11 protein-coding genes are annotated in these 12,433 nt (G+C 70.3%); 4 read left to right on the forward strand and 7 right to left on the reverse strand.

The window, feature by feature from the left end:
• Positions 1–180: 180 nt before the first annotated feature.
• The 5 genes from AAEX60_RS03090 to AAEX60_RS03110 are packed head-to-tail and all read right to left on the reverse strand — an operon-like array spanning position 181 to position 5,578.
• Complete coding sequence (locus AAEX60_RS03090; protein WP_342101156.1) at positions 181–2,148, reverse strand: TIGR03960 family B12-binding radical SAM protein; 1,968 nt, start codon at positions 2,146–2,148, stop codon at positions 181–183.
• A 55-nt stretch (positions 2,149–2,203) separates the two neighbouring features.
• Positions 2,204–3,349, reverse strand: a complete 1,146-nt coding sequence (locus AAEX60_RS03095) for a CPBP family intramembrane glutamic endopeptidase (protein ID WP_342101158.1) — start codon at positions 3,347–3,349, stop codon at positions 2,204–2,206.
• 4 nt (positions 3,350–3,353) lie between these two features.
• A complete protein-coding gene (gene ndk / locus AAEX60_RS03100) occupies positions 3,354–3,767 on the reverse strand; it encodes a nucleoside-diphosphate kinase (RefSeq protein ID WP_342101161.1) in 414 nt (137 codons plus the stop codon).
• A 45-nt stretch (positions 3,768–3,812) separates the two neighbouring features.
• Positions 3,813–4,160, reverse strand: a complete 348-nt coding sequence (locus AAEX60_RS03105) for a DUF4233 domain-containing protein (RefSeq protein WP_342101163.1) — start codon at positions 4,158–4,160, stop codon at positions 3,813–3,815.
• The gene (locus AAEX60_RS03110) at positions 4,157–5,578 is read right to left on the reverse strand and encodes a bifunctional folylpolyglutamate synthase/dihydrofolate synthase (protein WP_342101165.1); all 1,422 of its coding nucleotides are present in this window, start codon (positions 5,576–5,578) and stop codon (positions 4,157–4,159) included. The genes AAEX60_RS03105 and AAEX60_RS03110 overlap by 4 nt, the downstream gene beginning before the upstream one ends.
• A 199-nt stretch (positions 5,579–5,777) precedes the next feature.
• On the opposite strand from AAEX60_RS03110, the gene AAEX60_RS03115 reads away from it, so the two are divergent.
• From AAEX60_RS03115 to AAEX60_RS03130, 4 genes are all read left to right on the forward strand, one after another.
• Positions 5,778–8,387 carry an alpha/beta hydrolase family protein gene (locus AAEX60_RS03115; protein WP_342101166.1) on the forward strand — a complete coding sequence of 870 codons (2,610 nt, stop codon included), beginning with the start codon at positions 5,778–5,780 and terminating at the stop codon, positions 8,385–8,387.
• A 143-nt stretch (positions 8,388–8,530) separates the two neighbouring features.
• The gene (locus AAEX60_RS03120; protein ID WP_342101167.1) at positions 8,531–9,319 is read left to right on the forward strand and encodes a DsbA family protein; all 789 of its coding nucleotides are present in this window, start codon (positions 8,531–8,533) and stop codon (positions 9,317–9,319) included.
• A gap of 44 nt (positions 9,320–9,363) precedes the next feature.
• Positions 9,364–9,960, forward strand: a complete 597-nt coding sequence (locus AAEX60_RS03125; protein ID WP_342101168.1) for a DoxX family protein — start codon at positions 9,364–9,366, stop codon at positions 9,958–9,960.
• Positions 9,957–10,760: a DsbA family protein gene (locus AAEX60_RS03130; protein WP_342101169.1), complete on the forward strand. Its 804-nt coding sequence runs from the start codon at positions 9,957–9,959 to the stop codon at positions 10,758–10,760. Before AAEX60_RS03125 ends, AAEX60_RS03130 begins: the two co-directional genes overlap by 4 nt.
• Before the next feature lie 219 nt (positions 10,761–10,979).
• Here AAEX60_RS03130 and AAEX60_RS03135 read toward each other — a convergent pair whose 3' ends face one another.
• Together AAEX60_RS03135 and AAEX60_RS03140 are read right to left on the reverse strand one after the other, a co-directional pair.
• Complete coding sequence (locus tag AAEX60_RS03135) at positions 10,980–11,417, reverse strand: vitamin K epoxide reductase family protein (RefSeq protein ID WP_342101172.1); 438 nt, start codon at positions 11,415–11,417, stop codon at positions 10,980–10,982.
• Positions 11,414–12,295, reverse strand: coding sequence for a DUF929 family protein (locus AAEX60_RS03140; RefSeq protein WP_342101173.1), 882 nt, complete (start codon positions 12,293–12,295; stop codon positions 11,414–11,416). The genes AAEX60_RS03135 and AAEX60_RS03140 overlap by 4 nt, the downstream gene beginning before the upstream one ends.
• Positions 12,296–12,433: the final 138 nt, after the last annotated feature.

The following is a 12,433-nucleotide window of genomic DNA, read 5'->3' on the forward strand; positions in this document are numbered from 1 at the left end:
TGCCCCCCTTCCCCCTCCCCCCCCCCCCCCCCCCCCCCCCCCCCCTGGTCCCACGCGCCAGCACCCGCGCACGGCTCCGCGCCACACCGCCATTGTGGGACGCACGCGGATTCGGCGGCCGGGACGAAATTGTCAGCCGGCAGGACAGAGGCTGCGCTGCAGTGCCGGGCGGTGGACAGCTCAGGGCTTGGCGGAAAGGTCCTTCGTGACCACCTGCAGCGGGATCAGGATGGCGCCGGTGGGGCCGATCTGGATGTTGGTGTCCATCTGGGGGCACACACCGCAGTCGTAGCAGGGGGTCCAGCGGCAGTCCTCAACCTCGCCGCCGTCCAGCGCGTCCTGCCAGTCCTCCCACAGCCAGTCCCGGTCCAGGCCCGAGTCCAGGTGATCCCAGGGCAGCACCTCGTCGTAGTCCCGCTCCCGGGTGGTGTACCAGGCCAGGTCCACCGGGTCCTCGGCCAACGCCTGCTCGCTGCAGGCCACCCAGCGGTCGTAGGAGAAGTGCTCGCTCCAGCCGTCGAAATGACCGCCGTCGCGCCAGACCGCCTCGATGATCTTGCCGACGCGACGGTCGCCTCGGCTGAGCAGGCCCTCGATCTGGCCGGGCTTGCCGTCGTGGTAACGCATCCCGATGGCCTTGCCGAACTGGCGATCGGCCCGGACCGTGTCGCGCAGCAGCTGGAGGCGGTGGTCGATAGTCTCCGGCGAGGCCTGACCGGCCCACTGGAAGGGGGTGTGGCTCTTGGGCACGAAGCCACCGATGGAGATGGTGCACCGGATGTCCCGGGTGCCGGCCACCTGGCGTCCGGTCTCGATCACCCGCTTGGCCATGTGGTAGATACCCAGCACGTCCTCGTCGGTCTCGGTGGGCAGACCGCACATGAAGTACAGCTTCACCTGGCGCCAGCCATTGCCGAAGGCGGTGGCGACGGTGTTGATCAGGTCGTCCTCGCTGACCATCTTGTTGATCACCTGGCGCATCCGCTCACTGCCGCCCTCCGGGGCGAAGGTGAGGCCGGAGCGACGGCCGTTGCGGGACAGCTCATTGGCCAGGTCGATGTTGAAGGCGTCGACGCGGGTGGACGGCAGGGAGAGCGAGACATTGGTGCCCTCATAGCGGTCCGCGAGTTGCTTGGTCACCTCGGCAATCTCGGAGTGGTCCGCCGAGCTCAGGCTGAGCAGGCCCACCTCCTCCAGGCCGGTGGCCTCCAGCCCGCCGGCCACCATCTTGCCGATCGTCTCGATGTTGCGCTCCCGCACCGGGCGGGTGATCATCCCGGCCTGGCAGAAGCGGCAGCCGCGGGTGCAGCCCCGGAAGATCTCCACCGAGTAGCGCTCGTGCACCGTCTCCGCCAGCGGCACCAGCGGCTTGGCCGGATAGGGCCACTCGTCCAGGTCCATCAGGGTGTGCTTACGCACCTGGAAGGGGACCCCCGGACGGTTCGGGGCGACGCGCTGGATCCGCCCGTCGGGCAGGTAGCTGACGTCATAGAACTTGGGGACGTAGACCTCACCGGTCTCCGCCAGGCGCTGCAGCAGGCCGTCGCGACCACCGGGGCGGTCCTGGGCCTTCCACTCCCGGATCAGCTCGCTGATCAGCAGCACGGCTTCCTCGCCGTCGCCCAGCACCGCGGCGTCGATGAAGTCCGCGATCGGCTCCGGGTTGAACGACGCGTGCCCGCCGGCCAGCACGATCGGGTCGTGCTCCCGGCGATCCGCGTTGTGGATCGGGATGCCGGCCAGATCCAGCGAGTTCAGCATGTTGGTGTAGGTGAGCTCGGTGGAGAAGCTCAGTCCCAGCACGTCGAAGGCACCCACCGGCCGGTGCGCATCCAGCGTGAACTGCGGGATCTGCTGGGCCCGCATCAGCTTCTCCAGGTCCGGCCAGACGGCATAGGTGCGCTCGGCCAGGATCCAGTCGCGCTCGTTCAGCACCTCGTAGAGGATGGCGACGCCCTGGTTGGGCTGACCCACCTCATAGGCGTCGGGGTACATCAGCGCCCAGCGCACGTCGACGTCGTCCCAGTCCTTGACGACGCAGTTGTGCTCGCCGCCGACGTACTGGATGGGCTTGCTCACCTGGGCAAGCAGCGGTTCGAGGCGGCCGAACAGGCCCTCGGGCGCGGTGGTGCTGGTGTCAACAGTCATGGTGCGCACCAGAGTAGTTGAGGCTTCAGCCCCGACGGGAATCGTCGCGACTGGCTCAGTGCTGCTGGTGGCGCTGCCAGGCAATCATCTGCTGCTGCCAGGTGGCCAACTGCTGCTCCAGTTGGCGCTGCCGCTCCAGCCCGGGGGCGGCGGTCCGCACGATCTGGTGGCAACGGGCCTGCCACTCCACCAGCGCCCAGCCGATCAGCGGCACCAGGATGCCGATCAGCACCGTCGGGTCACCGGCGCCGACCTGCCGGTCGAAGATGCCGGAGATGTCGCTGAACGGCATCGTCGCCTCGCTGAGCACGTTGTTCACCACGTGCATGGCAATCGACGCCTCCAGCCCGCCGGTGCGCAGGGTCATTGCGCAGGCGATCAGGCCGAAGCAGAAGTAGAACAGGTTGAGCCACGGGTCGTCGGCGAAGTGCGAGAGCATGAACAGCACGGAGCTGACCACGGCCCCTGCCGCGAGCCCCACCCAGCGGTGCCCGAAGAAACTGGCCAAGGCCCGGGTGATCACACCTCGGAAGCCGTATTCCTCACCGGCGGCCTGGAAGGGCGTCGTGAGCAGGATTCCGACCACCAGCAGCCACGTGTCCCGGTTGACCGCCAGGCCCAGACCCTCCGGGCTCCTGGCCTGCAGCCAGGTCTCCGCGCCGATGTAGACCACCCACAGCGGCAGCAGCACCGCGAAGCAGCGGCCCAGCCAGCCCCAGCGCAGGCGGCCGGTGATACTGCTCAGCCAGCCGCCGGGTTGCCGGAAGAACCACCGGCCCAAGAGCATCCCCACCGGGATCAGCGCAGCCAGGGAGAGGTTGTTGATCAGGAACAGCGCCGGGGTGGCCGTGACGTTTCCCTGGCTGGCGTTGCGCACCTCCTCCACCGTCCGACGACCGGTGGCGACGTCGATCCCGATGGCCAGGCTGCTGGCCAGGATGGTGATCCCGACGAAGATCAGGGCACCCACCAGCAGCGCCGCCACTGGCCGCCACCAGCGCCACAAGGGCGTGCGCCAGAACTGGTGGTAGGCGCCGTCGGCCACCGGCAGCTCCACCTGCGGCATCGGCGTCGAGGGCATCGGGAGTTGCCCCTCGACAGGCTCGGGGACCGGGGCCGGGTTGGGTGGAACAGCACCCGGTGTGACCGACGACTGGGCCGCCCCCTCCGGCCGTTGGGCGTCCTGCGGGTACTGGCTCACGCCGTCAGCTGGCCAGCTCGGGGAACCAGATGGCGATCTCGCGGGCCGCGCTGTCCGGCGCGTCCGAGGCGTGCACCAGGTTCCGGTTCTTGAACAGGGACAGGTCGCCGCGGATGGTGCCCGGGGCGGCGACGGCCGAGTCGGTGGTGCCGTTGATGTTGCGCACCGCCTCGATGGCGCGTTCCCCCTCCAGCACCAGGCTGACCAGCGGGCCGGAGGTGATGAACTGCTCCAGCGACGGGTAGTACTCCCGCCCGACGTGCTCCGCATAGTGCTGCTGGGCCACCTCCGCGTCGGCCGTGCGCAGCTGCATTGCCAGCACGGTCAGGCCCTTGGCCTCGTAGCGACGGATGATTTCACCAATCAGGCCGCGTTCCACGGCGTCGGGCTTGAGCAGTACCAGGGTGCGTTCAGTCATGCCTGCACCCTACAAGCAAGCTCGTCGCCGCAGCCGGGGGAAGACTCACCGAGCCGCGTTGGACTCCAGGCGTCGACCCATCACGAAGGAGGCGCCCCAGATGGCCAGGAACATGATCCCGACGATGAACATCGTCGGGGTGAGCAGGCCCAGCGCCACCCCGGCCAGCTGGGCAAGCCAGCCCAGCGCATAGCCCAGCGGCGTGCGCAGCTTGGCCGCCGCCGCCAGGCAGAGGAGGCAGGCGACGATGCAGGCCCCGGCCGCGAGCCCCAGGGAGACGTCGTCCACCATGATCATCCCGGGGAAGGCGAGGCCGAAGACGATCACCTCCATCACCAGGCAGCCGGCCATCGCCTTGTTCATCGGGTTGTCGGGGGCCAGGGCGAGGTTCACCATTGCGAGTCTCCGTCCAGGTCGAAGGGGGTGGTCAGGGCGGCGCGGTCCAGCGGCGCCTCGGGTTCCGGCCGGTCCGCCACCAGGATGGCGCGGGCCTCGCCGGCCAGGATCACCGAGCCGGCCACCAGCACCCCGGCACCAGGTTCCTGGTCGGCCAGGGTGGTGGCCAGCTCCAGGGCCGTGGCCACGTCGGGGGCGGTCCGCACCCGGTCCTCGCCCAGGATTCCAGCGGCTCGTTCGGTCAGGGCCTCGGCAGACAGCCCACGATCGGTGGAGGACACCCGGGTGCAGATCATGGTGGTCAGCTGTTCACCGAAGATCCGCAGCACGGAGTCGACGTCCTTGTCCGCCATCATCGCCACCACCCCGATCGTGGGGGTGAAGGCGTAGTTCTCGGCCAGCGCTGCCATGGTGGCGCTGGCCCCGTGCGGGTTGTGGCAGGTGTCCAGCACGACGGGTGGTGAGGTGCGCACCAGTTCCATCCGGGCCGGGGCCTCGACGGCGCCGAAACCGTCCACCACCACCTCCGGGTTCAGCGCCCGCCCACCCAGCAGGGCCTCGACGGCGGCCATCGCCAGCGCCGCATTGTGCGCCATGTGCTCCCCGAACAACGGCAGGTGGATGTCGCCGACCGGGCCCTCCGCGCCCTGCAAGCGCAGCAGCTGACCGCCGACGGCCCGGGTCCGCTCCAGCAGGGCGAAGTCGCGTCCCTCCAGCACCATCCGGGCACCCACCTCGGTGGCGCGCTCCACCAGGACCTCGGCGGCCTCGTCCTGCTGCGCTGCCAGCACGGCCGTGCTGCCGGGCTTGATGATGCCGGCCTTCTCCCCCGCAATGTCGCGCAGGTTGTCGCCCAGAATGTGGGTGTGGTCCAGGTCTATCGGACAGACGACGCTCACCTGCGGCTCGCAGACGCTGGTGGCGTCCCAGGTGCCGCCCAGCCCCACCTCGATCACCATCACGTCGACGGGGGCATCGGCGAAGGCGGCATAGGCCAGCCCCGTGATCACCTCGAAGAAGGTCATCGCCACCCCGTCGATCTGCTGGGCGTCGACCATCTCCACGTACGGCTTGACGTCGGCCCACAACTCGTCGAAGCGCTCGGGGCTGATCGGCTCGCCGTCGATGCAGATCCGTTCGGTGACGTCGACGAGATGCGGGGAGGAGAAACGCCCGGTGCGCAGGCCGTCGGCCCGCAGCAGGGCGTCGATCATGATGGCGGTGCTGCCCTTGCCATTGGTCCCGGCCACCTGGATCACCGGGGCGGACTTCTCCGGGCTGCCCAGCAGGTCCATCAGGGCCTGAATCCGGCCCAGCGACGGGGCGATCCGATGCTCGGGCCAGCGGCCGATCAGTTCCTCGACGATCCGGGCGTGCTCGACAGAGGCCGGTGTGCTCTTGGGGGGTGTTGTCATGGTGCGCCCAGCCTACCGGGGCCAACACCGCACCGGGCCAGCATCACCCGCGGCGGGCGCGGACCCTGGTCCGATCCGCGGGGCGGAAATCCACGACGCCGGGGGCTGGTCAGCTGCCCCCCCACGGCCCTAGGAATGGAGCAAAGCATTCCAGCCCGCATCGCCACCCCCGGGATGCCCGCACAGCAAGGATCCCACCGTGCCCATCTCGTATCGACGCCCGGCCACCGCGGCCATGGCCGGCCTGCTCGCCCTGGCCACCGCGACCACCAGCCAGGCGGCCCCCGTGCCGTCCCCCGACCCGCACCCCACTCCCGTCGGAACCGCCGGCACCCTGCCAGCGGGGTGGCGGCTCAGCGGCAGCGGCCCGGCACGGGAGCTGGTGCGGCTGCCACACGGGCCGCGTCCGGTCACCGACGCCCGGCCGCATGTCTTCCTGGCCGGCCGGGACCTGGGGCCGGCCCGGGTGGCACGCGACGGTTCCCTGCGGATCCGGTTGGCCCAGCTGCCGTCGGACCTGTCCCGGCTGGAGGTGCACTACGGCGCGGCGACGGAGGCGGAGCTGCTGGCCCGTCGCGGGACCCGACGCATGGTGCAGGCGCAGGCCGCACAGGGCGCGACGGCCAGCGGCACCGTGACCGCCAGCTACTCCGCACGCCCGCTGCGCATCCCGGGCATGGCCCATCCTCAGGCGATCACTGGCCGAGTGGTGGCCCCGGCGGGCAAGGGCACCCATCCGGTGGTGCTCCTGCTGCATGGGCGTCATGACTGGTGCCTGACCGACGATGGCCAGGGCTGGCCCTGCGCCGCCGGCAAGGCGGTGCCCAATCTGGAGGGCTACCGCTACCTGCAGGAGGCCCTGGCCCAGCGCGGGTACTTCACGGTCAGCATCGACGCCAATGCGATCAACGCCCAGGACGACCAGCTGGGTGACCTGGGCGCCTCCGCCCGGGCCGCGACGGTGCGTGCCCATCTGGACCTGCTGGCCGGTTGGCGCCAGGGAGCCTCGGCGCCCTTCGCCCGCACGGTGACCAGCCGCTATGACGTGCAGCGCACGCTGCTGGTGGGCCACAGCCGTGGTGGCGAGGGGGTTGCCCTGGCGGCCATCCAGGACGTGGCCGCTGGGAAGCACCGCGTCGCCGGGTTGGTGCTGCTGGGCCCGACCAACTTCTTCCACACCAGCGCCTCCACCACCCCGACCCTGACCGTGCTGCCGGGCTGCGACGGCGACGTGAGCGACCTGCAGGGAGTCGACTATGCCGACGGCGCCACCCGCTACGGCACCCAGCACGCCCTGTCCTCCGTCGCCTACCTGCCCGGCGCCAACCACAACTACTTCAACACCACCTGGACCCCGGGTTCGCCCACCGGCGTCGACGACGGACAGGCCACCGCCTGCCAGCCGTCGGCCCGGCTCTCGCCCGCCCAGCAACGCGCGACGGGCGTGCAGCTGGTCACCGCCTTCGCCGAGCGGGTGCTGAAGAGCCAGGGGCAGGCGACGGCCGTCGACGGCACCGGGAGCGCCCCCGCCGGGGTGCTCCCCGCCGGTCTGGTCACCTCTGCCACCGGTGGGGCTCGGCGCCGATTGGTGCAGCCCGGCCAGCGCGGCTGGAAGGTGACCGGCGCCACGGTGTGCCGCGGCCAGGACTGCGTCGCCAACCCGGACAGCCTAGAGCCGGCCGGGGTGCACTGGCGCAGCACCGCCGCGGTGGACCCGTCCGGCTGGGTGTGGAAGCCGGCCACCGCTATCACTCTGCGCCCGGCCCGACCCATCACGCTGCGCGGCAGCTCCGCGCTGGACCTGCGGGTGGCCCTGTCCCCGTCGGCCAGCCTGAACCCCATCCTGAAGGTGACCGACGGCAATGGGCACAGCGTCCTGGTGAAGCCGCAGGGCCCCGCGCGGCGCACGGGCATCCACGGCGGGGGTGACGGGGTGGGTGGCCGCTGGCTGGCGCAGAACCTCCGCTTCCCGTTGCCCGCCAAGGGCCTCAACCCGGACCGGATCACCGCGGTCAGCCTGCAGGCCTCCGGCCGGGCGAGCGGCTCGGGGATCGTGCTGGACCTTTCGGCGGCCCACCCAGGGATCACCCCCGCAGCGGCGCTGCCGCCGTCGGTGCTCACCCTGCCGGCCGAGCAGTCGGTGACCGAGGGAGCGTCGCCGTGGGTCAAGACCATCACCGCACGGCTCAGCCGCCCCACCGGCAGCCGGACCGCGGCCCTGGCCCTGGTGCAGGGCGGGCCACCGCAGGACCCGCGCTGGCAGCGCGTGCCAGCCGACGCCCGGACCATCCCCCTGACCCTGCCGATCCCCGGAAACACCGAGTGGGGCCTGTCCTACGACCTGATGGGTCAGCTGTTGGTGCGCGGTCCGGTGCTGGTGGCCACACCCACCACGTGGTTGCATGTCCTTGACGACGACCCCATGCCCAGAGCGACGGTGACCCGCGCCGCCGTCTCCGCGAAACCAGGTCAGACGATGCGTTGGACCATCACCCTGGACCGGGTCAGCACGCTGAGCGACCACAGCCTGACCGTCAGCGCCCGTCCGGTCAGCCCAGCGTTGACAGTCCGTGAACTGGGGCAACAGAGCCGCCAGGACTGGGGCGTGGACCCGGCCTCCACAGAGTCCCTGGCGCAGGCCGGTGCCACCAATTGGGTCCGCATACCCGCCGGGCGCCGCACCGCGACCATCACGTTGGGGCTGGGCGGCAAGGCGGTCCCGGGCCACACGGTGGCGCTGGAGCTCTCCTCGGACGATCTGGCCCTCCCCAAGGGCGCCCGGCTCACCGGCGTGGTGGCCAGGCCCTGACGGCCAGCGCGAGCCAAACCGGTTCGCCGCCCCTCCAACGGGCAGTCGGGTCATGGTCGGCTGCCCGGCCGCTCCCGCGGCGTGGCAGGCTTGGAAGCGACCCGCACCGCCGCAACCACCCCGGTTCCCTTCAGGAGTTGACCATGGGCAAACCCTCCCCCGCCAGCCGTCGCGCCGCCCTGCAGGCCCAGCGAGAGCAGGCCCTGGCGGCACAGCGGCGAGGCCGCATCATCGGCGGCATCGTCGGCGCGACGCTGGCGGTGCTGATGGTGGCCGGTGGGGCGTGGTGGTGGAACCAGTCCCGCAAGCCGGAGCCGGTGCCCGTCGGCAAGCAGCTGGCCGTGCCGCATGCGTCGGCCGACGGTTCGGGAATCACCCTGCACAAGAGCCCCGCAGGCAAGCCGACGCTGGTGATCTACGAGGACTACCAGTGCCCGTGGTGCAAGGTGGCACATGACGCCCTGGGCCCCCTGACCGAGAGCCTCGCCCGCAAGGGTGAGATCGGTGTCGAGGTGCGTAGTCTCACCCTGTTGGACGGCGGCTCGAATGACTCCTCCTACCGGGCCAACATCGGCGCGGCCTGCGCCGACGTCGTCGGCGCCTATGCCGGCTACCGGGACGCGATCTTCGCCAAGCAGCCCGCCAAGGAGGGCGACGGTTACTCCGACGAGCTGCTCACCGGCCTGCTGGACACGCTGACCCTCAAGGACCCCGGCGCCTTCCAGACCTGCTACCGGGAACGCCAGACCGACGACGCCGTCCAGCGGGTGCTGGATGCCGCCCGGGCCGCGGACCGGGACACCTCCTCCCCGCAGTACTGGGTGGCCGATGCCTCCGGTGCGGTGAAGAACCAGCTGGACCTGAAGGCGCTGATGGGCCAGCGGGACCCGTCGGAGGCGGAGCTGCTGGCGGCCATCAAGGCGGCGGCGTGAGCACCCCGTCGGACCGCTCTGAGACGGCCGACTATCATTCCCACGTGATTGAAACTGCAACATCCCCGGCTCTTCGCGCCGACGATCGCCCGACGCGCACCGCCCGGGACTGGATCGGCCTGCTGGCCCGGCTGGTGCTGGGCGGTGCGCTGCTGGTGGCCGGCCTGCTCAAGATCGGCAACCTGGACGGCAATGTGCTCTCCGTGCGGGCCTACCAGATCGACTTCCTGCCCTACTCCGCGGAGAAGATGATCGGCTACGGCCTGCCCGTGCTGGAGATCATCGTCGGGCTGCTGTTGCTGGCCGGGCTGTTCACCCGGATCTCCGCCCTGATCGGCGCGCTGATGATGCTGGCCTTCATCGGCGCCATCGCCAGCGCCTGGGCCCGCGGCCTGAGCATCGACTGCGGCTGCTTCAGCCAGGGCGGCCAGACCGAGGACCCCAAGTACCTGTGGGAGATCCTGCGCGACGCGCTCTTCGCGCTGTGTGGGGCCTGGCTGGTCTGGCGGCCGCGCACCCCCTTCAGCGTCGACGGCTGGCTCTTCCGGCCCATCACCGGCACCGTTGACCACACCGACCCCGAACTCGACGACATCGACCCGGACGAGGACTCCCTCGTCAGAGAGGACCCTGCCCGATGAGCAAGAAGAAGCCCCAGTCCGGGGCCACCGTCCCCAACCGTCGCGAACAGCTGCGGCTGCAGCAGGAGGCCGAGGCCAAGCGCGCCCGCACCATGCGGATCGTCACCATCGGCGCGCTGGTGCTGGCCCTGGCCATCGCCGCCATCGTCGGCACGGTGCTGTGGAACAACCACCGCACCAAGGCCGCCCAGGTGACCGCCCAGGGCACCCCGCCCAATGCCAATGCGGACAAGTCCGGGATCACCGTCAACCCCGGCAAGGCCAAGGATGGCGCGCCCACCGTCAGCCTGTTCTTCGACTACCAGTGCCCGGCCTGCAAGCAGCTGGAGGCCAGCCACGGCAAGTTCTTCGAATCCCTGGCCAGCAAGGGTGAGATCAACTTCGAGTACAAGACCATGACCTTCATGGAGACCAACCTGGCCAACACCGCGTCCAGCCGCGCTGGCATCGGTGCCGCCTGCGCGGACAAGGCCGGCGCCTACACCAGCTACCACAATGCCGTCTTCGCCAACCAGGCTGCGCAGGAGATCAAGGGCTCCGAGGGCTACTCCGACGAGCTGCTGCGCACCACCATCCCGCAGCAGGTGGGGATCACCGGCCAGAAGCTCACCGACTTCCAGGCCTGCTATGACAACAAGGCCACCGAGGGCTTCGTCAAGGGGACCAATGAGAAGGCGGCCGAGGCCGGCATTTCGGGCACCCCGTCGATCACGGTCAACGGCAAGAAGCTGGACCTGCAGAGCGTCAACCTGGGCACCACCGAGGCCGAGCTGCTGGCCGCCCTGAAGGCCCACGCCTGAGCCACCAGGACCCGCACCACCAGGACCGGCCCCGAGCATCCCGCTCGGGGCCGGTTCCTTTGCGCGCCGCCGCCCGTCCCTGCAGATGTTGCGGTCCACGTTCTTCGACGCCGGGGTGATGGGCGCGAGGCGATCGTCCCGGGGCTCCTGGACCGGTTGATGAGCAACAATTGCAGGGGTGACCGGACGGCCAGGCCCGCCGAGGGGCAGTGCGAGTGGCTACTCGTCGTCGACGAGGACCTGACCGGCCAGCCGGAGCAGGAAGATCGCCAGCACCGTGACGTGCACCACGGTGCACCAGGAGCAGATCTTGCCCAGTGGCACCAGCTCCACCCAGACCAGGTAGAGCACGAAGGCCAGTCCGGCGCCGGTCCAGAGCAGCTGTACCGGGTTCCGTGCGGCCCAACCCAACCGGGCCCGGCTGACGGCCCACAGTGCCAGCGAGGCCAGGAACCAGCCCAAGCCCAGCAGCGCCACCGGAATCCCGACCAGGTAGGAGTACTTGCTGGTGGTGACGCTGGCGCAATCCACCACCCCCGTGGCGCTGCAGGCCAGCGTCGCGTTGCCGGTGAAGTGCTCGTAGGTCAGGTAGCCGGCCACCAGGGTGCCCAGCACCAGCAGCAGGCCGGTGGCCCGCTCCACCAGACGCTCGGTCACTTCAGCTTCTTCGCGGCCTCGGTCACCCCGGCCGACGTGCACACCTCGGCGGGCTTGCCGCCGGTCTCCTTGCAGAGCTGCGCGGAGATCACATTGGAGGCGCCCAGCACCGCCTTGGACTCGTCGGAGTTCGGGTCGCCCAGCGCCTTGGCGATCTCCTCGGGTTGCTTGCCGGCCATGGAGTCCCCGTCGAAGCCGGCCCAGTTGCTGAAGGCCGAGCCGTACCAGGTGAACGGGATACCGCCCTGCGGGGCGTGCTTGCGGAAGATCGCCTCGTCCTCGGCGGTGGGCTTCTCCCCGGTGGGCTGCCCCATCCGGTCCTGGGTCTCGACGGCGGTCAGGGCGACGGTGTCGCTGGTGAACGTCGAACCGGTGAAGGTGACGGTGGGGATGTTGGAGATCGGCCCCTCATTGGGGCTGGACAGGGTGTCCTTCAACCCGGAGAAGGTGCCGAAGCGGCTGAGCGAGGAGACCAGCGCCATCCGCTCCATCGCGCAGTAGGGGCAGAACTCCGCGCCGATGTAGAGCACCCGGGGCTTGCCGTCCACCAGCTGCGGCTTGCCGCCGGGAATCGCCTCGGGGACATTCGTGGCGGTGCCAACGCCGACGGCGTCGAAGCTGGCGGCGGGAATGCTGGTCAGGGCCTGCGTCAGGCTCTGGCCCTCGACGGTGACATTCGCGTCCTTGTCCCGTTTGGCCTCTCCGGCCACCGCGAATCCCGCCACCAGCGCAGCGACCAGCGCCAGGGTGGCCAGCACCAGGATCAGCACCTTCTTCTTCTTGGCGGCCTTGGCCTCGGCGGCCCGTTGCTGTCGCAGCTGGTCGCGGGCGCTGGACTTGCCGGGCTGGGACGCCGGGCTGGATCCGCTTGTGCTCATCGGGGGTAACACCTTCCGTCGGTGGCGTCGGGGAACGTAGGCGACGCTAGCAGGCCCGGCGAGACGAAGCCGCGGGCGTTCACGCAGGCTGGAAAGCCGCCGGTTCGCAGACTGTCGGTGGCACTCACTAGAATCGCG

Origin of the sequence: Luteococcus sp. H101 (genome assembly GCF_038433155.1) — a bacterium.
In the GTDB taxonomy this organism is placed as follows: domain Bacteria; phylum Actinomycetota; class Actinomycetes; order Propionibacteriales; family Propionibacteriaceae; genus Luteococcus.

Coding starts and splice junctions, on each gene's coding strand:
- AAEX60_RS03090 (WP_342101156.1), bottom strand. CDS start 2,148: ATGACTGTTGACACCAGCACCACCGCGCCCGAGGGCCTGTTCGGCCGC.
- ndk (WP_342101161.1), bottom strand. CDS start 3,767: ATGACTGAACGCACCCTGGTACTGCTCAAGCCCGACGCCGTGGAACGC.
- AAEX60_RS03110 (WP_342101165.1), bottom strand. CDS start 5,578: ATGACAACACCCCCCAAGAGCACACCGGCCTCTGTCGAGCACGCCCGG.
- AAEX60_RS03120 (WP_342101167.1), top strand. CDS start 8,531: ATGGGCAAACCCTCCCCCGCCAGCCGTCGCGCCGCCCTGCAGGCCCAG.
- AAEX60_RS03130 (WP_342101169.1), top strand. CDS start 9,957: ATGAGCAAGAAGAAGCCCCAGTCCGGGGCCACCGTCCCCAACCGTCGC.
- AAEX60_RS03140 (WP_342101173.1), bottom strand. CDS start 12,295: ATGAGCACAAGCGGATCCAGCCCGGCGTCCCAGCCCGGCAAGTCCAGC.